Genomic DNA, 21,369 nt, shown 5'->3' with positions numbered 1-21,369 from the left:
AAAATGTCAGTAAACAACAGTAATCAAGAAGCAGTCAAGACGCGTGAACAACTGAAGAAAGAACGCAGCAAAGAAGAATCACCGCGTAAAGGGCGGGTTCGCATTCGCCTCATTCCGATCTGGCTTCGGATTATTATTGTCGTGCTTTTAATTTTCCTGAGCGTTACGGCCGGAGCCGCAGTCGGATATGGAGTCATCGGCGGCGGGGAAGTAAAAGATATTTTTACAAAGTCCACCTGGATGCATATTGTGGATTTGATTGAAAAAGAATAAGAAAAAAATGAAGAGGAGGGCGATGATGCCCTTCTTTTTTGTTTCCGCTTTGCCTCCAAGCGATTTTTTAGTAAAATAAATATAAGCTATTATTAGTATCTGGTACTAAATACTGCAGGGGAGCGATACATATGAAATTGAATGTAGAAGAAATTAAAGAAATAATTCCTCACCGATACCCATTTCTGTTTGTGGATTCCATTGAAGAGCTTGAGCCTGGAAAAAGAGCCGTCGGCAAAAAGAATGTAAGTGCCAATGAGGAAGTGTTTAATGGGCATTTCCCAAATTACAATGTATTTCCAGGATGCCTGACTCTTGAAGCCTGTGCGCAGACAGGTGCTGTTGCCCTGCTGTCACTGGATGAATATAAAGGAAAACTTGCCTTTTTTGCCGGTGTGGAGAAATGCCGCTGGAAGCGCCAGGTGCGCCCAGGTGATACACTTATCATGGAAGTCGAACTGCTCTCCGTCCGCAGAGGAATCGGAAAAGGAAAAGCCGTTGCGACTGTAGAGGGCGAAGTGGCAATGGAAGCTGAAATTATGTTTGCAATTGAAAGGTAATGATATAAGAAATCCCGTACGGAGCGTGCAGGATTTTTTCTGTAAAAAAATATGCAAGTTGTTTCGGTTTTTGGGAAATATAAAGGAAGACCAATGCAGCAGGTCAACAATACACCTTATGAAAGGAGCTTTTACGATGAATAAAAAGCTTTTAACACTTATCGGAGGATCCGTTCTTTCCGCCATGCTACTAGCAGGCTGTGCCACAGATAACCAGGAGCCGCCGCCGGAAGATGACACAATCACTGAAGAAAATGGTGATGTTAATGATGGCGACATGACTAATGATCTGAATGAAAACACAGATGACAACGACATCAACACAGATGATGACGGCGACATGATGGAAGACAACAACGAGCCGGGTGAAGATGCTGTTGAAGATAACCTGGATATGCAGGACAAAGATAATAAAGATCAGTAATAAGGCAAGGACAGGGGTGTACCTGTCCTTTTATAAAGAAAAACTCCCGTCATGATTGAGCGGGAGTTTCTTTATTTTCCTTTTTTGCAGCAGCCAGGCGCGGCTTGCTTTGCATTTTTATTTTAAATTCATCAAGCAGGCTGTCTCCAATAAAGCCTTTGTCCAAGAGGTCCTGAAGCAGAAGTTCGGCATAATCATTTTTCGTTCTTTTGAGTGATCCTTCAAAAAGAATGCTGATATGGTTTTCCAGTTCATTGATAGAGGTAATTTTAGTTTGGAATGCGGCTGGATCGTTTTCTTTTTTCGTAATAACAACTTGGATGGTCAGCTCGTCCTTGTCATCAGCGCGCTTTTTGAAGTACTCAAGATAGGATTTATCAATAAATGCCTCCAGGAGCCAGTTGCTCTTCTCGTCTTCTTTATTGATTATCAACCCATCATCCAGTTCAATATCAATCAGGCCATTTTTTTCCACCAATTGCAGAGAAACAAGTTTAAATGTTTTCATGGCTTACCTCCATCTCTAAAATAAGTTGTCTATAAAAAATTATAACACAGGCTAAACTGAAAGCGAATTTGACAGATTGTCGAATTTCCTTTTTGTATATGTTGAAAATAAGATTTTCGGGGGCGTTTTTTGTGGAAAAGGAGCTGAAAAATAAATTTTTAAGGGTGTTTTTGCCGAAAAGGCTCTGCAAAAAACACATTTTGGCATTTTTACACAGTGGAGAAGTTCCGGATATGATATAGCTATTAAAGAGAGGAGATGAAAGCTATGATCAATCAAGTGACCCTGGTTGGAAGATTGACAAGGGATCCTGAGCTGAAAAGGACACAGGAAGGAATTCCGGTGACAAATGTGACGCTGGCAGTAAACCGCCAATACCGCAACCAGAAGGGTGAAATCGATGCGGACTTTGTTCAGTGTACTTTATGGAAAAAATCAGCGGAAAATACATCACAATATTGCCGGAAAGGAACGCTGATCGGGATAACCGGGCGAATTCAGACGAGGCATTATGATAATCAGGAAAAGAAACGTATTTATGTAACAGAGGTGGTAGCGGAATCGGTCCGCTTTCTCGACCGGAAGAAGACAGAGGATATCCCGGTGACCGTGACCAAGGAGGAACTTCCATTTTGAAAGAAGTGTCTGAAAGAGAAAAGGCATTGGAATATTTGCTCGAAAGCCTCATAAAGATGCTCGGAAAATCAAACCAAAGAGTCGATGACCTGAATAAACGAGTTCACCAGCTTGAATCCTTCATCCGTGAAACCGCAATGCAAAACCGTCCCCAGGAGAAACCTGGACGACTTACCGTAATTAATTGACGGCATCCCCAACCAGCTGTCCACATATTTTCCTTCCCTATAGAGAATCAATCATATCCCCAGCACTTCCCTTAAATTTGAAACCCGGTACTCCTGTGCCGGGTTATTTCTAACATTAAATGGTAATAAAGCGGTTTGTGAAAACAAATATTGTATATAGGTATTAAGAATCAGGGAGGATTTTCACAGAATATGTCGAATATACTTTTTGAAAATAATAAAGAGGAGGTGTAATTTAGTGGATAAAGGAGATGAAACCGGGTACCTGTATTTCCAAACAGCAAATAAAAGATTAAACACCAATCATCAGCCAAGCTTCTTTGATGCGCTTCAGCTCATCCAGCTACAGAATAACAAATCCTATCAAAGAATTCCTCTTAGAAGCCATACTTCACTCACGTTCAACGATATGGAAAATGATAAGGAAAGACTTCTTCATTATAAATTTAAACTCGGCCAGGTGGCGATAAACGCCGGGGACAATAACCCTACATACCAGCTGCTATCCTGTTTCATTATAAAAGAAGGCAGCAAAGTAACCTTTCTGACGCAAAAGCCTAACAAGCCTGAATATGCGAAAATAAAAAAACAGCCTTCAAGCCTTTATGCATATCAAGGACTTGAAGACTGAAAAAATTTATGTCAGGTGAACCAGATCTCTAAGCTCATCTGTTGAAAGCTCGGTAATCCAATTCTCGCTCGTAATAATTTGATCATTAAGGGACTGCTTTTTTTCGAGCATGCTATCAATCTTCTCTTCGAGCGTCCCAGTGGCAATCATTTTATGAACATGAACAAAGCGTTTTTGCCCAATCCGGTATGCGCGGTCGGTTGCCTGGTTTTCGACGGCGGGATTCCACCAGCGGTCATAATGGATGACATGGTTTGCTGCCGTCAGATTTAAACCGGTTCCGCCGGCTTTAAGCGACAGCAGGAATACAGGGAATTCGTGATTTTGAAAACGGCTGATCATATGATCACGTTCCTGCTTTGGCACGCTGCCGTTTAAAAACGGCACATCGAATCCGAATTGTTTTTTCAGCAGGCGGGCGATCATGTTCCCCATTTCTATATATTGGGTGAATATCAGGCAGCTTTCTCCCTGTTCATGTACAGCGCCGACAAGCTCGCTTAACTTTTCAAGCTTTACAGATCGTTCAAGGACATGCTTTGGCTTCTCCTCTTTTAAATAAAGGGCCGGGTGGTTGCACAGCTGCTTTAAGCGGCTTAATAACTGCAGGATCAGACCTTTGCGCTCAAACCCTGACAGCTTTTCGATCTGTGCGAATGTATCCTGGACAAGCTGCTCGTATAGTGAGGCCTGTTCAGCAGTCAGTGGGCAATATTCCTTCTGCTCAAGCTTATCAGGCAGATTTAGGGCTACATCCTCATCCTTCTTTGTGCGGCGGAGCAGGAAGGGACGGATATATGCCTGCAGCTGCTTAACTTTATTCTTGTCGTCATCCTTCTCAATCGGCAGTACATAGCGCTTCTGGAACTGCCCGAGACTGCCGAGATAGCCGTGGTTCGTAAAGTCAAAAATGGACCAGAGCTCGGTCAGCCGGTTTTCCATCGGCGTGCCGGTGAGGGCAATATGGTGCTTGCCCTTTAACTTTCGGACAGCCCGCGATTGCTTTGTCTGGGCATTTTTAATATTTTGGGCTTCATCAATTGAAATGGAGCTCCACTCGATGGTTTCAAAATCCTCCAGATCCATATGGGTCAGTCCATAGGAGGTCAGCACAATATCAGACTCCATTACTTTTTCAGAAAAGCTTTCGCCCTTCAGGCGGTTTGAACCGTAATGGAGATACACACTCATGCCAGGTGCGAAGCGCTCGATTTCCTTCTGCCAGTTGCCGAGGACAGATGTAGGGCAGACGATAAGCGATGGGCCGCTGTCTTCCTCTTTCTTTACCTTTAAAAGATAAGAGATCAGCTGAATCGTTTTTCCAAGCCCCATATCATCTGCCAGAATGGCGCCAAAACCATATCGGCGCAGAAACAGCAGCCAGCTCATACCGAGCTTCTGATAAGGGCGGAGATCACCCTTGAAGCTTGCAGGAACCTCTTCAAGCGGAAGACTTTTGATATCGCGTAGCTGCTTCACCATCTGTTTCCACTGGCGGTTAAGCTCAATCTGAATACGGGCAAAAGCCTTAGGATTATCCAGCTCGTCTTCCTGCGTGCTCTCGTCAGCCATAAGCTCCTGTTCTATCAAGTCACGGACATGCAATCCTTCTTTTTCCGCTTTCTTCATTAAATCCTGAATTTGGCGGACAAAATGGGGATCCAGCTTGATCCAGCGGCCGCGAATGTAGACAAGCCGTCTTTTTTCCTCAACCATGCCCCGGAATTCATCCTCTGTTAAATCAACGCCGTTCATGCTGAAGCGCCAATCATAATCAAGCATGGACTGCAGCCCGACAAACGAAGGGCGATGACTGCCAGTTCCTTTCACTTTGGCTTTGACTTTCAGGCTAGCGTTCTTCATTGCCTGCCACCATGAAGGAAGCAGAATTTCCACGCCAAGTGCGAGCAGTGTTTCGCTTGCTTCAGTCAGAAAGGTCCAGGCTTCATCTTCGGTCAGGGAAGTGGAGATCTGTCCGGGCCTGCCTGCAAGCCATGGAAAAAGCTCAAGCCAGCGCTGGATTTCTTTTTCAATTGAATCATCATAATCATGCCAGTCATGCGGATAGTTGGAATAGTCCTTGTAGTCGACAAAGACATCAGAATTATTTTTTCCGCGAAGGAAAATCGCCAAATCCCAGCTGGAGTCAATATCCCCGGGCTCTTCCAGCTTAAGTCCAATCGAAAAAGGAGCTTCATTTGATTTGACACCGATCCATTCCTGCCAGCTTTCTTCATCAAAATAAGCTGCAAGATCCCTTGGTGAGAGGTGCTCACTCCTCAATGCTTCAAGCTTTTCACCGAACTGTGCTTTCGCTTCCTGATTTTGATTCATAAAGCCATCAAGGGAGCGGTGAAATAAATCTCCGATAAACTCCCGGACAGGGGAGCCTTCTACATTCTGGTCCCAAAAGTTCGTGCCGAATTCGGTAATTACACTTTCCGGCAGTGCCCAGCGGAATTGATCCTGTTCCCAGGCGGCAAAATCCGGCATCCATTCTTTTTCCACGATTGAATCGTAAAGAGCATGAGAGGAAGCCAGCAGAATTTCGGCAGTTTCATCCCAGCTCCATTCAATCAAACGGTTGAACTGCTCAGCCGCAAACAGGGTAACGAGCTGCCAGCCGCTTACAGAAATTCCTTTGATTCCGTCCGCATCAACAGCATCAAGCATAGTCCCAAAAAAACTTTCTCTGTGATGGTTAAAAAGAAGCGGCATCCATTCTTTCTGGGGTAGAAGGCGGCCTTCTTCATTGACGGCAAAAATCAGGTAGCGGTCATTGTTTATTGGTTTCACTTTCACATGGAGAAATCTCGTTTTAAGCATCGATTAGCTTACCCCTTTTGCATTCTTCCTGAAAGGCGCGGAGACGCTTCGTTTTTTCAAGCAGCAATTCAAGAAAAAGCTGCCAGTCTTCCTGGCGTTTCAGTTTGTTGTACAGCGTGCGAAGCTTTTTCATTTTCCGGACAGCCTCGCGATAATGATCCCTGTTTTTCATATTGATATGGGCAGTGATAGACTGATGATAAAGAGGCAGGAGGATGGAGGGCTCCTTTTTGCTGATTTCCCTGATCCGGTCCTTGCCTAGAGAATCAATATCAAAGCCAATAAACGCCTGCAGATCTGCCCACTTTATGAATTCGCCTTTTTCAAAAAGCAGGTATTCATAATCGTTGTAGCTGTACGGCAGCGTTTCCATAAGGGCTTTCTCGTACAAATCCATTTTGCTGCTTTCCTGGCAATAAGGAGAAATCGCCCTCATGGCCAACCGGGTAAAATCCATACAGGCATAATAGTCATCAGATTGTTTCAGGTAATCCCGTAATTTATGGATAAATGCTTCTGCATAAGGACCCATCCGATTCCAGTCCTTATTGGCTGAAAAATAATCGATCCAGTAAAGCATATAAGGAGTCATTAAGTCATTTGGCACACTTAAAACACTGAGTGCCTGTTCATCATTTCGTTCAAGGATATGAAGATGCACATAACCTGCCACAGAAGGAAGACTGGGCGATTCCTCTTTGATGGAAGGCTCCAGCTTCTGGATCTCCGCTTCACGCCATTCTTTCTTTTTGAAAAAATGTGTCCATAACAGCCTGTATAAATGGGCCCGTTCATAATCCAAACCAAAAGAACCGGTGATCAGCCCGGCGGAATCATCTTTCAGCTTTTCAATATATTGATCGAAAGCGAAGGGAAGGGAGTGCACAGACAGTTTGTTCATAATCTCAACGGAATCTTCCATCAGGGACTGATAGAGATGGCGGTAATAACGGTCAATCAACTCTTCGCCGTGGCCATACTTCCTGCTAAGCGCCATCAGCTTTTTAAAAGAAAAGACATAGCCGATAAGCAAATAAAGAAGCCTCCATTCCTGTTCGACCGGTGCTCCCGCTTTCATGCGGCGCAGATAAACATGGAAAAGCTCAGGGAGGACATAGGGACGAGGCTCTCCCTGTTTTTCCATCAGCTCGGTAAAGCTTTCTTGGAATCCGGCAACCCAGCCGTCATAACCGGTCTTCAGCTGACCGGAGGATTTCAAAAGATCCTTTGCTCTTTGAAGCCCCCAATTCTTGGCTGTCTGCTTTTCCTTTATCGGCTTCCTCCACTCTTCAATCCATATGGACACACTTCTGGCTTTGGAGAGAAGCTGCAGAAATACCGCAGTCTGATGGCGGCAAAAACCTTCAGCCGGACAGGAACACTCGCTCAAATGAATAAACTCAAGATCCAGTTCAACCTTTGCGGGAGTCACATCCTGGACTGTCGCCAAAACCTTATCATCCTCAAAGCGAAGCTGATAAACAAGACCCTGCCGAAAAAGCATCAGCCCCTTCTGCATCAGGCGTGCATCTTCCTCATTCTCTGCACGCAGAATCCCCTTCAGCTCATTCGCTGCAAACTCCAAAGGCTCCAAAAACCGCTCCGGAATCATCTTTCAACCCCCTTTTTGGTGGGACAGAGGGACAGGTTGGTTGTCCCGGCGTTCCGCAGGGGACAACCAACCTGTCCCCATGTCCCAAAGTACATTCCTATATTATAACATTTAGAGCAACTGGAATGAAGGTGCGCACTGTTTCAAAAATAGGTTAGAAAAGTTCTTAATGGAAATCCTGCGGTGAATTTAGTCGGAATTTTCGATTTTTTTATAGATAAAATGATATAATGGATTTAACGCATTAAAGGAACTGGGTGGGATAATGACTGCTGTAAATGCTAAACAACAGGAATCAGATAAATATTCGCTGCATGATGCCGGCTTCAAAAAAATTATGATTGCGATGACGAGTGCATCCATTTTAGCATTTGCTAATTTATACTTTGTGCAGCCGATTATGCCTTTGCTGGTGAAATCATTTGACATAACATCTGCAACAGCCGGTTTATCACTGTCTGCTGCTGTAGTTTCTATGATTTTCGGATTGCTATTCTTTGGATTTCTATCTGATCGAATCGGTCGGGTTTCAATAATGAATATCACGCTTGTTTGCACCATTATTCCGCTGGTGCTTTTGCCCATTTCGCCTAATTTTGAAACGTTTCTGGTGCTGCGCTTCCTGCAGGGGATTTGTATAGCGGGCCTGCCTGCAGCTGCCATCGCGTATTTAGGGGAGGAACTGGATTCCAGCAGCGTTAGTCTCGGCATTACCATGTATATTGCAGCCAATGCCATTGGCGGAATGGCCGGCCGCATCTTCGTCGGATACATTGCTGATATGGCCAGCTGGCAGACTTCTGTTTACTTCCTATTTGGATTCTCCATTCTGTTATTCATCCTATATTTTATGACTTTGCCAAAATCTCATTATTTTAAGCCCAGTAAGATATCTGTTAAAAAAGACTTGTCAGGCATGGGCTCACATCTGAAAAATACGAAGCTTTTCCCTGCATTCACGATGGGAATCCTCCTCCAATTTTCGTTCACAGGAGTATGGACGTACCTCCCTTTTTATCTCGAACAGGATCCTTTTAATCTTTCTGTAAAAAATATTTCTTTTACCTACCTGGCATACAGCTTCGGTATAGCTGGTTCCATGCTAGGCGGAAGCCTGTCTGCTCATTTTAGGCAAACCACACTGGTCTCGGTTGGAACCGTCATTTTAATAGGAGGGACCTTAATTACCAATGTGCACTCTTTATCAGTAGTTGTAATGGGTCTCTGCCTGACCTGCCTGGGGTTCTTTGTGGCGCATTCACTGATGGCGACCATTGTAAATGAGCTCGCTGCCCATCACAAAGCGGGTGCCTCGAGCATCTATCTCGTAAGCTATTACCTTGGAGTCGCAACCGGAGGGACGCTTGCCGGACTGGTATGGCAGACTGGAGGCTGGACGGGAATTACGGTGGTTTCTCTTGGGCTGCTTCCGGTTGTGGTGTGGCTGTCAGTAGGACTTAGAAGGTTAAGTTAGAAATCAGGAAAAAAATAATATTATAACAGAAAGTTACTATTAAACTATGAAGTGCATTGTATGGGAGTCATATTAACAAGCAACCCAGATGTATCCCATTTATTAATTTTTTATCGGTATTTCCCTTTTTTGCTGACAGTTAGGTAAAATCCTATTTCTGTCTCAAGAGAGGGATTTTTTATTTGGCAGTCACTCTAATGTTATTTGCCAATTGTGTTAACCATGATATTAGAGCTGATGATGAATTGAAGTTAGGGATCGTTAGTCATTTGTAAAGAAAAATTACTAAATTGTCTTAATTTTTTTACATATTAATTTGAAAAAGTTCTTCAAAGCCGACAGGGCTCCGCATTTAACTAATGTAAATTGGCATGGAAATTGCAAATTACTTTTATAACAATAAATTTAATGCTAAGGAGTGGCGGCTATGGCACAAGAGTTTCATCCATTATTAAAAGGAGCAATTGAATTACATGTTCATAGTTCACCAAGTTTGTTTCCAAGGAAGCAAACCGACTGGGAACTAATAGAGGATATTAAAAATGCTGAGATGGCGGGTGTGGTTTTAAAGGCACATGAAGCTCAGACAGTTGACCGGGCAAGTTTAATCCGGGAAAAAGAGCCCGGAGTTCATGTGTACGGGGGGCTGGTGTGCAATTATTTTACAGGAGGGTTGTCTCCAACCGCAGTAGATGCAGCGATCCGTTTAGGGGCGAAAATCATTTGGATGCCTACTTTTTCTGCTGAAGAGCATCAAAGGTATTTTGGTAAAAAGAAAACCAAATTCTTTAATAGCAAGCGTTCTATGAAGCACCCTGGTTCCGGGATTGAAATTTGGGATGAAAACAAAAAACTCCTGCCGGAAGTACATGAAATCTTAGAACTGGTTGCAGAGGCGGATATTGTGTTGGCCACGGGACATCTGGCTGCTGAGGAAGTGCTTGTATTAGTGGAGGCAGCTATTGAGAAAAAAGTTGAGAAAATCTTAATTCAGCATACAGATTTAGGTATTGCCAGAGTGCCTTTTGAATTAGAAAAAGAATTAGTGAAAAAAGGGTGCATCCTGGAAAAATGTTATTTAGCATGCAGTGAAGACTTTAACGATATTTCCCCAAGGGAAATGGCTGAGAGCATTAAAGTTCTTGGAGCTGATTCCTGTGTAATGGTGACAGATTACGGACAGCGGCATAATATTGCACCTATTAAAGCCTTAAGTAATTTTATAGAAGAAATGCTGGCATATGGAATAACAGAAAATGAGATTACGAAAATGGTAAGTGACAACCCTAAGAGGCTGCTGGGGATTTAGAAAGGATGAAAAAATTGGAAGATGCTATAGTAAGAGAAATCGAGGGAATTATTCCTGCTAATCGTGTTCTCACCAGTCTGGAAGAACTATATTCTTATAGCTATGATGCTTCTTTTGGTGAATATTTGCCCCAATTGGCCATCCAGCCTGAGAGTGCGATTGAAATAAGTAAGATTATGAAAATTGCAAACAAACATAAAATCCCAGTCTATCCAAGAGGGGCGGCGACATCCTTAAGCGGGGGTCCATTGCCTGTTGAAGGTGGAATCGTCCTGGATATGACTCGAATGAATAAAAAATTAATCATTGATTGTGAAAACTTATTAGCCATTGTATCTCCTGGGGTTACGACTGGTGAGATTCATTACCAGGCAGAAAAAGCAGGGCTATTTTATCCTCCGGACCCGAGCAGTTCCAAAGTGTCCACTATTGGCGGAAATTTATTAGAGAATTCAAGCGGGCCGAAGGGACTGAAATACGGAACGACTAAGGAATACGTGATCGGATTGGAAGTAGTAACACCCGAAGGGGAAATTGTCCGAACAGGCGGGAAAACGGTTAAGAATGTCACAGGTTATGATTTAACAAGATTAATTGTTGGATCTGAAGGGACTCTGGCGATTGTAACGGAGGCAACATTGCGATTAATTCCAAAACCGAAAGCGCGCAAGACTTTATTAGCCACATTTAGCAGATTAGTTGACTCAGGATACGCTATAACCAAAATTTTGTCTTCAGGAATTATGCCGGCAGCCATGGAATTAATGGATAACGCATGTATAAGGGCGGTTGAGAATTTTAGTCCGTGCGGGCTTCCGGTAAATGCCGAAGCGCTTGTCATTATAGAAGTGGATGGGCATCCCTTGGCCATAAATGAGGAAATTGAAAAATGTGAAGAGATTTGCTGGCAAGTGGGAGCAGCTGCTGTTAGAACTGCCAGAACAGAAGAGGAAAGAGAAGAAATATGGAAAGCTCGCCGAATGGTTTCCCCTGCCATTACACAAATGGGGCCAACTAAAATTTCTGAGGATGCTACGGTTCCTCGAAGCCAAATTCCTGCCATGATGGAGAAATTGAGCCAAATCCGAATAAAGTACGAATTAAACTTAGTGGTTTTTGGTCATGCAGGCGATGGGAATTTACACCCAAATATCATTACGGATAAACGAAATATCGAAGAAATGAAACGAGCCGAAAATGCGGTAAGTGAAATATTTGAAGCTGCTGTTTCACTTGGAGGAACGCTATCAGGCGAGCATGGAATTGGGACGCTTAAAGCGCCATATATGGAAATGGAGCTTGGGGAAGCGGGTCTTGGTCTCATGAAAAAAGTAAAAAACGCCTGGGATCCTAACAATATATTAAATCCGGGAAAGATCTTTCCAAAAGCGGGGCAAACAAAGGTGGTGTTAGTTTAACATGAATGCTCCATTGAAAAAAACGCAAGATGTGAGTGAAGACAATAAATCTATACATTCGCTTTCTCTCTTTTCAAAAAAGGGCAATCGGTTATACGAACTGGCCTATGAAGCCACTAATCAGTGTATCCAGTGCGGATATTGTTTGCCTGCTTGTCCAACATACGAATCAATGGGAAAAGAGTCCGCATCACCAAGGGGGAGAATCAACCTTGTCAAGATGGCAGCCGAAGGAAAAATAGATATTTCAAGCCACTTGTCTGAACCCATTGATTTATGCCTGGGCTGCCGGGCCTGTGAAGTGGCCTGCCCTGTGGGCGTTCCCTATGGGCACATATTAGAGACAGCAAAAAACGTCATTGCAGAGGAACAAATGAACAATGATGCTGGAACAATGAATGACAATCTGAAACATCTGGTCTTATCTCAAGTATTTCCATACCCAAAGCGGATGAGGTTACTAGGGAATTTAACATGGTTTTATCAAAAGTCCGGAATTAGAAAAATGGTGAAAAAAACAAAGTTATTGCACAAGATTTCAGAACCGCTGGCTCAAATTGAAAACGTGCTGCCGCTTGTAGAATCTCCATTAAAGAGAAACAAATTAGGAACCATCATTCCCGCCAAGGGCTCCAAAAAAGCACGGGTTGCATTTTTTACAGGCTGTATTTCGGATGCCTTGCTCAACAGAACAAATAGATTATCAATCGAGCTCCTAACAGTAGCCGGCTGTGAAGTAATTATTCCGAAATCGCAAAATTGCTGTGGTGCCCTTCATGCCCATCAAGGAATGATAGAAGGTGCAAAGGAGCTTGCGAAGCAAAATATTTCTGCTTTTGAAGAATCAGAATCCCAATACTATATTAATAATGCCGGTGGTTGCGGAGCTCTTCTTAAGGAATATGAAGATCTTATGAAAAATGATGAAGAATGGGCTGAACGGGCAAAGAAATTCTCTCGTGCCTCCAGGGATATTAGTGAAATTCTGGTGGAATTCGGTCCTCTTCCTTTTAAGAAGCAATGGAATGGTGTAATCACTTATCAGGATTCATGTCATCTAAGAAATGTCCAGAGGGTGCATGAGCAGCCTAGAAAATTACTGAAATCTGTACCAGGCGCTGCTTTTGTTGAGCTTTCAGGCAGTGATAAATGCTGTGCTTCAGGCGGTATTTATAATCTTCTCCATTTTGGGGAGTCCATGGAAATCCTTGATGGAAAAATGGAGAATATAGAAGAAACGAAAGCGGCAACCGTTGTCACAACGAACCCAGGATGCCTCTTGCAAATGCGTCTTGGAATCGAACGGAAGGGGTGCAGCGGCCAAGTGCAAGGAGTCCATTTAGTAGATGTACTCGCAGAGGCTTGCGGAATTTCTTAGGATGGTCTGTTTATTCTTAATGGAAAAGGAGAACGATTATGAGAATAGGAATAGCCCAAGTTGCTCCTCTCTTTGGAAATGTTCAAGCCAATTTAGCGCAAATGATAGATATAATGCATGAGAATGATGGGAAAGCAGAGTTACTCGTTTTCCCAGAGTTATCTTTAACAGGATATGACCTCAAAGATCAACTATTTGATGTTGCGCTCACAACAGATGCAAAGGAAATTTTGCAAGTATGCGAGGCTTCCGCAGATACAGGTGTGAATGTTGTATTCGGCTTTGTTGAAAAGGGGAAGGGCGAGCAAATTTACAATTCAGCAATCATGATTCAGAATGGGAAGATTACCTCTATTCAAAGAAAGATCTACCCAACTAATTACGGTGACTTTGAGGAAGCAAAATACTTCGCAAGAGGAAAAAAAGTAAACCTGGATCAAATAGGTTCTTTTATTTCCAGCATGCTGATCTGCAATGATGTATGGCATCCGTCATTGCCCCATATTGCTGCACACCACCACACTTCTCTCTTGATAGCCTTAATTAATAGTCCGGAAGGCGGTCTCGGCAGTGACTATTCCAGTTCTGCAGGCTGGGAGAGGGTAGGCCAGTTTTACGCAAGCGTTTATGGGTGCTATGTAGCGTTGGTAAACCGCGTAGGGATTGAGAACGGCATTATGTTTTATGGGAATTCAAAAGTGATTAATCCGTATGGTGAAATCATTTTACAATGTCCTTATGGAGATCCAGCTGTTCAAATTTGTGAAATTGATTATAAAGCAGTAAAAGAAATACGGAAGCTATTACCCATAATGAGAGATGAAGATGTTCATATTACATTAAAGCATTTTAAAGAGATTGCGGATCAAGATTTCGTTTGAAATCTTATTAAAAAGAACCCTTGCATGTAGAGTAATGGATCATTAACCAATACTTATAGCAAGGGTGTTTTTGTTTCTTTTATTCTACTATAATAGCATATATAAGAATTTTCTAAATATTAATCAATCTCAGGACAACTTTGACAGGGGAAATTTCTTTGAAAAAATTATTGCAATCAAGGATAACAAAGAGATATGTATTTATGACCTTTATCGTCGTCTTTGGATCTCTGGCTTCAATTTATTTTGTGACCATGAATGTACTAAATGATTCGGTACGTTCGGAAATTGAATACCGAAATGAATTAATGTCAAAGACCGTCAGCACGAAAACCAGTTTTATGTTTGACAAAATGATTAATGATATCCGTGTCATTTCCGAGTTCGTTCTAAGTAATTCTAAAGAGAATACATATTTTTACCGGAAGGAAATGGAGCGGCTTGTTTCTGAAAACCCTCTATATCTATTTATCGACGTCATGGATGAATCGGGTAATTCAATTACCACGATACCTAATGTAAAAAAGTCTGCATCGGGAGATTTGAATAAGATTTTAGAGAGATTAAAATGGACCAAGGCGTTTTACATATCAAATCTGCTTACCCTCGAAGATGGCCGGAAAACAATCGGGATTGCGTATCCAGTCCTTGATGATGGAGGGCAGTATCGGGGAGCGATACTTGCCTATGTTAATCTAAATATCCTCTCAGAATATCTTTCGGAGGGAAAGATTGGTTCAGAGGGACTGAATGTTTTAATAGACCGAAATGAAACAATCATTGCACATTCTAAGGAACAATTAATTGGTGAGACGCTTAAGAATCATGAACTTGGCCAAATGCTTAACAAGTATCGAAGCGGTATATGGGAAGGATTATTGTTTAATGAATTTATGCTCGCTTCCTATAGGCCGATTACATTAGGCGGATTGGGGCTTATTATTTGTGAATCTATCGATCAGGCAATGGAGCCTGCAAGACAGGTACAAGTGCTTTTATTTAAAGGTTTTATCATTGTCGTTTTTCTTACTTATTTATTGACATTGTTCGGGGCATTTCGATTCATTAAGCCCATAACGAATTTAACGAATCAGGCTAAGGAATATTCGGATGGGAAAAGAGCTGACTTTGAGCTTCTCCATACGGGTGACGAACTTGAAAATCTTACAAAAACGATGGCAAGTATGGCAATGGAATTGAAAAATAAAGAAAGACATTTGTTCTATATATTGGAATCGATACCATATGGAATCATCACGATTAACAAGGATGGAAGGATTGTTACCTTTAATAAAGGGGCGGAGGAGTTATCGGGATTTTCCAGGACTGAGGCAATTGGCAGGTATATTATCGATCTTCCATTGAAAAGAAATGAAGCTGATTTTCTGTCATGGAGGACCATAAAGGAAGGAAAAGAAATTAATGAACAGGAAAGCTATATTTATGATAAGAACGGCAGAAGGCATGATGTCCGTATATACTCTTCTTTATTTAGCGGGGAAGATCAGAATATTCTTGGATCGATCCTCATTCTAAGAGATGTAAGTGATATGAAGAAAATGGAGGAATATCTAAAGCAAAGTGAGAAGCTGGCTTCCCTGGGACAGATGACTGCAGGAATTGCACATGAAATTAAAAATCCTTTAAGCATTATTCAAGCAGCTGCAGAAGCAATCCAGCTGGACATGCAAGATCCTTCCTTTATTCAGGAAATGACTGACGATATATTAGAAACAACGGATCGATTAAATCAACTGTTAACAGATTTCTTGAATTTATCCAGGGGGGAATCTGACGATGAGTTGGAAAAGGTGGACTTAGCTGCTGTATTGGATGAATTATTAGGACTTCTAAAAAACAATTTTGCCGATCGGAATATATCGGTTTCAAAATCCTTTGCTGTCGAAGAAGCATTTGTACTGGCAACTCCAGGGAAACTAAGTCAGGTGTTTTTAAATATTATTATTAATAGTCTTCACGCAATGGATGAGGGAGGCAAGTTAACTGTTCGCATATTGGATTATGAATCTGATTGGTTAATAGAAATAAAGGATAATGGTTTAGGCATACCGGAAAGTGAAATCAAGTGGATTTTTAATCCATTTTTTACAACGAAGAAAGAAGGCACTGGATTAGGGTTGTCAATAGCTTATGAAATCACAACACAATTTGGCGGGGTCATTCAAGCAAATTCCGATATAAGCGGCACCGTATTATCCGTTCAACTGCCAAAGTTTACTGAAGAAAGGTGAGCTTAGAAGCATGAAAAATATTTTACTGGTTGATGATGAATCGAAAATATTGAAAATCTTAAAATCTTCATTATCCAAGCAAGGATATAACGTGTATACAGCGGCCAACGGACAAGAGGCTCGAAATAAAATCGCTGATACTAATGCCGATCTTGTTTTTTTGGATTTGAAGCTTCCGGATGCCTCAGGCTTAGAACTTTTACATGAATTTATTGGACTTTATCCTAACAAGATCTATATTATGATGACTGCTTTTGGCAATATCGATAATGCAGTATCTGCAATGAAAGCAGGAGCATTTGACTATATGGTCAAGCCTGTAAAATTAAATGAACTCATCGTTACGATTGAAAAGGCTTTTGAATGGCTTGGTGTAAAAGAAGAAAATAAAAAATTGAAAGAACAGCTTCTTCATTCTGAAGTTCATGGAGAACTCGTAGCTAATAGCAGTCCCATGAAAAATATTCTTAGGCTGGTAGAGAGAGTTTCAGCAACGGAAGCAAACATACTCATTCAAGGCGAGAGCGGAACAGGGAAAACAAAAATTGCACAAATGATCCATATGCTGAGTGAAAGGAAACATGCACCCTTTATTCCCATAAATTGTGCAGCGATTCCTGAACAATTGCTGGAGAGTGAACTTTTTGGCCATGAAAAAGGCTCATTTACCGGGGCAGTATCGAGCCGAAAAGGGAAATTTGAATCCGCAAATGGCGGAACGATTTTTTTAGATGAAATTGGTGAAATCTCACCGTCTTTCCAGGCTAAGCTCCTGCAGGTAACACAAGATAAAACCTTCATGCGGGTTGGAAGCGATAAATTAAGCAAGGTCGACATCCGAATTATTTGTGCTACAAATCGCGATCTAAAGAGACTAGTAGAAGAGGGGAACTTCAGGGAAGATTTATATTATCGATTAAACATAGTAGATATTTATATTCCATCCCTAAAGGAGCGAAAAGAGGATATCCCCCTTTTAGTAGAAAACTTTCTTGAAAAGTATCGGAGCAAGCATCAAAAAGATTATAAAACCACCAGGAAATTAATGAGTCATTTAATGAATTACGGGTGGCCGGGAAACGTCCGTGAGCTTGAAAATGCAATTGAACGAGCGGTTGTATTATGTGATGGGGATTCGATCACAATCGAAGATTTTCCGAGGGAAATCCGTGAAGTAAAAAATGATAACTCAAATGATATGATTAAAATAGAAAATAGTGCTTCATTGCCGGAAATTATGGACGAAATTGAGAAGAAATATATTTTGAAGGCACTTGATGAATCACTTGGACAGCCTGCTAAAGCGGCAAGAAAGCTTGGGATTTCAAGACAAAGCCTTTTATATAAAATGAACAAGTTTTTCTCGGAGAACATATGAATTCGCCTGGGTTGCTAGCAGATATTGTTAGCAGCCTTTTTGCAGCGAACAGTATTGTGTAAATATTTTTTTACACAATGGGAGGATATCTTTACAATTTATTTAGAAAATTCAATAAAATCGGTTAACTTAAGTTGGCACAAAACTTGCTAGATATATAAGTAAGAATAATATAAGGGGGGAGAATTTGGAGATTCTAGAATTTGTCCAAACGAACTGGCCGGAGATTTTAGAGATGACCTTGGAGCATATCGAATTAGTTGGGCTTGCAGTAGGCATCGCGATAATTACTGGGGTGCCTTTTGGGATTTATATTTCACAGAGAGAGAGTTTAGCAGATCTGGTTCTGGCCGTGGCAGGAATCATAATGACTATACCAAGTATTGCATTGTTTGGGATTATGATTCCTATTTTCTCGCTAATTAATCAGGGAATAGGATTTTTGCCGGCAATAGTTGCTTTAATCTTGTATTCACAGCTGCCTATAATTCGAAACACATATATTGCGATAAAAAATGTGGATTCGAATGTAAGAGACGCAGCAATCGGCATGGGAATGACAACCTTTCAGAGACTAATAAAGGTGGAGCTTCCTCTGGCGTTTCCCGTCATTATGGCAGGTGTGCGGATGGCGATTGTATTGACCATTGGAATTGGCGCAATAGCTGCTTACATTGGAGCGGGAGGGCTAGGCGGGTATATAGCCCGAGGTATTTCAACAAGCTATGCAGTAATGATCCAGGTAGGGGCAATATCGGTTTCAATTTTAGCTATTTCAATTGATGTTTTGTTAGGAAAAGTTCAGAAAAGATTTTCTTCTGGTGTAAGTATCAAATCTTAAAGCATATGGACTGAAAAAAACTTGAGGGATTTACTATATGAAAGAAGGTGAAGTAGAATGATTGAATTTCAGAATGTTACGAAAGTTTATGAAAGCGCTGACAAAAAGGTAACAGCCGTCAATAACATTAATTTTCATGTTGAACCAGGAGAAATCTGTGTATTTCTTGGTCCATCAGGCTGTGGAAAAACAACGCTGCTTAGAATGGTAAACCGTTTAATTCCTATTACAAGCGGAAGTATCGAGGTTGATGGAAAAAATATCAATTCCATGGATATCATCAAGCTTCGAAGGTCCATTGGATACGTAATCCAGCACAATGGGCTGTTTCCGAACATGACCATTGAAGACAATATAAATGTTGTTCCCAAGATGCTGGGCTGGGATCAAAATCGAATGAAGAATCGTTATAGTGAGCTAATGGAAATGATGGGTTTAGACCCGGGGCAGTTTCAAAAGCGTTACCCTTTTGAATTATCAGGTGGCCAGCAGCAGCGAATTGGGATTGCCCGGGCATTGGCCGCTGATCCCCCTGTTATGCTAATGGATGAACCTTTTGGAGCACTTGATCCGGTCATTCGTGACCATTTACAGAATGAGTTTTTGCGGATTCAGAAGGAAATGAAAAAAACCATTCTATTTGTAAGCCATGATATAGATGAGGCAATTAAATTAGGCGACAAAGTAGCCATCTTTGATGCCGGGAAATTGAAGCAAATTGGCACGCCTGATGAAATTCTGTCTAATCCGAAGAACGACTTTGTTCGTGATTTCGTTGGAGATGATCGTGCCCTGAAAAGGTTAACTTTGTTAAAAGTAAGAGATTTAATGGTCTTAAGTGACGGATTTAGAAAAAGCCGATTGAACAGCGAGTGGCATGGACAGGTGATTTCTGTAAATGAGAACCTGAAAACAGCTTTATCACACTTATTGTCTGCTCCAAATGGAGAAGTCTGTGTGGTAGATGATCATAATAAGAAGTTAGGTGTACTGTGTGTCTCTGATTTTAATTTATTCACAGAAGTGCACCCAAAAGATATATCAATTGTAAGGTAAGGGGGTGACAGTTTGTCTGGGAAAAAGACCGAAAAAATAGTGAAGGCAGGTCTATACTTAGTCGTAATCTCCATTTTAGGCTGGGCATACTTTACTGGGGCATTTCAATTCATCATCGACAACCCAAAGGACCTTCTGTATTTAACTGGCCAGCATCTTAAACTGGTAGGAATATCCGCAGCACTTGCAATTGCGACCGCAGTACCTCTTGGAATCTTAATAACCAGGCCAAAGTTCAAGAAGCTTGATTGGATCGTATTAAATTTTGCGAATATAGGTCAAACGGTTCCGAGTCTAGCCATATTGGCTTTAGTAATGAGCTACTTTGGATTAGGCTGGCAAACGGCTATTTTTGCATTATGGTTCAATTCTCTTCTGCCTATCCTGAGAAATACGGTTGCAGGAATTGAGAATGTAAATCCGCAAATCATAGATGCTGGAAAAGGGATGGGTATGACATCTAAGCAAATCTTTTTTAAGCTTGAATTACCAAACGCCCTATATGCCATCATGGCTGGTATCCGTACCTCTGTTGTTATTAATGTGGGAACAGGCGCTTTAGCATTTTTAATTGGAGGTGGCGGTTTAGGGGATCTAATATTTACGGGAATTTCATTATATGATACTGGCATAATGCTTTCAGGAGCAGTTCCAGTCATATTATTAGCCGTCCTTCTTGATGTTTTATTGGGGAAGTTAGAAAAAATAATCGTTCCGCGCGGGCTTCAAAGAACACTGGAAGCAGCATAGCGATGAGAGTTAAGGGAGGAAATTCAGTGAAGAGATTTGTCTATTTGCTTCTAGCAATTATTGTGGCGGCAACACTAACCGCTTGTGGAAGTTCATCAGCAAACAGTGAAGACGGTGGAGGTGATTCAAAGGGAAAAGTGGCAGTAGGCGGTAAAGATTTTACTGAGCAGCAGATTCTGTCCAAAATTACGTCAATTTATTTAAAAGAAAACGGTTTTGATGTAGAGGAAGCAAGCAATATGGGAAGTGCTGTTGTCCGGTCTGCTTTGGAAAATGGGCAAATTGATATTTATTGGGAATATACTGGCACTGGATTAGTCGTTTATCAAAAACAGGAAGTAGAAACAGATCCGGACGAAGCATATGAAAAAGTTAAAGAAAATGATAAGGAACACGGAATCACCTGGTTAAATAAAGCGAATTTCAATAATACCTATGCGATCTTGATGAAGAAAGATACTGCAGAAAAAATGGGTGTAAAAACTATTTCGGATCTAGCCAAAATGGTAAATGATGATCCTGATAAATTAAAGTTTGCTTCGAATGCTGAATTTTATGCACGAGAAGATGGAGTGAAAGGCTTACAGAAACTTTACGGATTTAAATTCCCTTCCAAAAATGTTGTGAAAATGGATTCCGGATTGCTATATAACGCACTAAAGGATGGGCAAGTTGATGTATCCGTGGGCTTTGCTACAGATGGCCGCATTAAGGGCTTCGATCTTGTAATTCTAGAAGATGATCAGCAATTTTTCCCGGCATATAATGGGGTTCCTGTTGTGAGACAGGAAGTTGCTGAAAAATCTCCTGAGATTTCTGAACTGATGAACAAATTAGCCGGCCTTCTGGATAATGAAACGATGATGTCTTTAAATTACTCGGTTGATGTGGAACATAAGGATATCACGGAAGTAAGCCGCAGCTGGCTGGAAGAGCAGGGGTTAGTGAAATAAAAACCCACTATATAGGAAGTG

Annotated in this window: 20 protein-coding genes; 17 read left to right on the top strand and 3 right to left on the bottom strand. The window is 41.6% G+C overall.

Annotated features, from left to right (window positions below; translation table 11 throughout):
- The first annotated feature begins 3 nt into the window (after window positions 1-3).
- From JI665_RS15605 to JI665_RS15595, 3 genes are all read left to right on the top strand, one after another.
- Window positions 4-273: a DNA-directed RNA polymerase subunit beta gene (locus tag JI665_RS15605; protein WP_206840645.1), complete on the top strand. Its 270-nt coding sequence runs from the start codon at window positions 4-6 to the stop codon at window positions 271-273.
- Between the two features lie 131 nt (window positions 274-404).
- The gene (fabZ, locus tag JI665_RS15600; RefSeq protein WP_009332168.1) at window positions 405-833 is read left to right on the top strand and encodes a 3-hydroxyacyl-ACP dehydratase FabZ; all 429 of its coding nucleotides are present in this window, start codon (window positions 405-407) and stop codon (window positions 831-833) included.
- 70 nt (window positions 834-903) lie between these two features.
- On the top strand, window positions 904-1,257 hold the full coding sequence (locus JI665_RS15595; RefSeq protein ID WP_244671217.1) for a hypothetical protein: 354 nt from the start codon (window positions 904-906) through the stop codon (window positions 1,255-1,257).
- 49 nt (window positions 1,258-1,306) lie between these two features.
- On the opposite strand, the gene JI665_RS15590 is transcribed toward JI665_RS15595, so the two are convergent.
- Window positions 1,307-1,765: a YwpF-like family protein gene (locus tag JI665_RS15590; RefSeq protein ID WP_206840643.1), complete on the bottom strand. Its 459-nt coding sequence runs from the start codon at window positions 1,763-1,765 to the stop codon at window positions 1,307-1,309.
- A 267-nt stretch (window positions 1,766-2,032) separates the two neighbouring features.
- Here JI665_RS15590 and ssb point away from each other — a divergent pair, with 267 nt between their 5' ends.
- The 3 genes from ssb (at window position 2,033) to JI665_RS15575 (ending at window position 3,220) form a co-directional block, all read left to right on the top strand.
- A complete protein-coding gene (gene ssb / locus JI665_RS15585) occupies window positions 2,033-2,401 on the top strand; it encodes a single-stranded DNA-binding protein (RefSeq protein ID WP_206840641.1) in 369 nt (122 codons plus the stop codon).
- Between the two features lie 5 nt (window positions 2,402-2,406).
- A complete protein-coding gene (locus tag JI665_RS15580) occupies window positions 2,407-2,589 on the top strand; it encodes a hypothetical protein (protein WP_312886229.1) in 183 nt (60 codons plus the stop codon).
- A gap of 238 nt (window positions 2,590-2,827) precedes the next feature.
- Window positions 2,828-3,220 carry a hypothetical protein gene (locus JI665_RS15575; protein ID WP_206840636.1) on the top strand — a complete coding sequence of 131 codons (393 nt, stop codon included), beginning with the start codon at window positions 2,828-2,830 and terminating at the stop codon, window positions 3,218-3,220.
- 6 nt (window positions 3,221-3,226) lie between these two features.
- Here the strand turns inward: JI665_RS15575 and JI665_RS15570 are convergent, their stop codons facing one another.
- Both JI665_RS15570 and JI665_RS15565 read right to left on the bottom strand, forming a co-directional pair.
- Window positions 3,227-6,046: a DEAD/DEAH box helicase gene (locus JI665_RS15570; RefSeq protein WP_206840634.1), complete on the bottom strand. Its 2,820-nt coding sequence runs from the start codon at window positions 6,044-6,046 to the stop codon at window positions 3,227-3,229.
- A complete protein-coding gene (locus tag JI665_RS15565; RefSeq protein ID WP_206840632.1) occupies window positions 6,039-7,658 on the bottom strand; it encodes an SWIM zinc finger family protein in 1,620 nt (539 codons plus the stop codon). Before JI665_RS15565 ends, JI665_RS15570 begins: the two co-directional genes overlap by 8 nt.
- Window positions 7,659-7,923: 265 nt before the next feature.
- On the opposite strand from JI665_RS15565, the gene JI665_RS15560 reads away from it, so the two are divergent.
- The 11 genes from JI665_RS15560 to JI665_RS15510 all read left to right on the top strand — a co-directional run bounded on the left by JI665_RS15560 (window position 7,924) and on the right by JI665_RS15510 (window position 21,348).
- Window positions 7,924-9,132, top strand: coding sequence for an MFS transporter (locus JI665_RS15560; protein ID WP_206840630.1), 1,209 nt, complete (start codon window positions 7,924-7,926; stop codon window positions 9,130-9,132).
- 427 nt (window positions 9,133-9,559) lie between these two features.
- Entirely contained in the window at window positions 9,560-10,441 is an 882-nt protein-coding gene (locus tag JI665_RS15555) for a DUF6282 family protein (protein WP_206840628.1), read from the top strand.
- Between the two features lie 5 nt (window positions 10,442-10,446).
- Window positions 10,447-11,859 (top strand): FAD-binding oxidoreductase, encoded by a 1,413-nt coding sequence (locus JI665_RS15550; RefSeq protein ID WP_206840625.1) that lies wholly within the window; start codon window positions 10,447-10,449, stop codon window positions 11,857-11,859.
- Between the two features lies 1 nt (window position 11,860).
- On the top strand, window positions 11,861-13,237 hold the full coding sequence (locus JI665_RS15545) for a (Fe-S)-binding protein (protein WP_206840623.1): 1,377 nt from the start codon (window positions 11,861-11,863) through the stop codon (window positions 13,235-13,237).
- Window positions 13,238-13,275: 38 nt separating this feature from the next.
- Window positions 13,276-14,118 (top strand): nitrilase-related carbon-nitrogen hydrolase, encoded by an 843-nt coding sequence (locus JI665_RS15540; protein WP_206840621.1) that lies wholly within the window; start codon window positions 13,276-13,278, stop codon window positions 14,116-14,118.
- A gap of 158 nt (window positions 14,119-14,276) precedes the next feature.
- A complete protein-coding gene (locus JI665_RS15535; protein WP_206840619.1) occupies window positions 14,277-16,370 on the top strand; it encodes a sensor histidine kinase in 2,094 nt (697 codons plus the stop codon).
- Between the two features lie 10 nt (window positions 16,371-16,380).
- A complete protein-coding gene (locus JI665_RS15530; protein WP_206840617.1) occupies window positions 16,381-17,748 on the top strand; it encodes a sigma-54-dependent transcriptional regulator in 1,368 nt (455 codons plus the stop codon).
- A gap of 235 nt (window positions 17,749-17,983) precedes the next feature.
- Window positions 17,984-18,589, top strand: coding sequence for an ABC transporter permease (locus tag JI665_RS15525; RefSeq protein ID WP_206841066.1), 606 nt, complete (start codon window positions 17,984-17,986; stop codon window positions 18,587-18,589).
- A 57-nt stretch (window positions 18,590-18,646) separates the two neighbouring features.
- Complete coding sequence (locus JI665_RS15520; RefSeq protein WP_206840615.1) at window positions 18,647-19,645, top strand: ABC transporter ATP-binding protein; 999 nt, start codon at window positions 18,647-18,649, stop codon at window positions 19,643-19,645.
- A gap of 12 nt (window positions 19,646-19,657) precedes the next feature.
- On the top strand, window positions 19,658-20,395 hold the full coding sequence (locus tag JI665_RS15515) for an ABC transporter permease (protein ID WP_206840613.1): 738 nt from the start codon (window positions 19,658-19,660) through the stop codon (window positions 20,393-20,395).
- A 26-nt stretch (window positions 20,396-20,421) separates the two neighbouring features.
- Entirely contained in the window at window positions 20,422-21,348 is a 927-nt protein-coding gene (locus tag JI665_RS15510; RefSeq protein WP_312886219.1) for a glycine betaine ABC transporter substrate-binding protein, read from the top strand.
- The last annotated feature ends 21 nt before the right edge of the window (window positions 21,349-21,369 follow it).

Source organism: Bacillus sp. NTK034 (genome assembly GCF_017303275.1).
Taxonomy (GTDB): domain Bacteria; phylum Bacillota; class Bacilli; order Bacillales; family Cytobacillaceae; genus Cytobacillus.
Note: the sequence above shows the minus strand (reverse complement) of the source record. Positions and strands in the feature narration are given on the sequence as shown.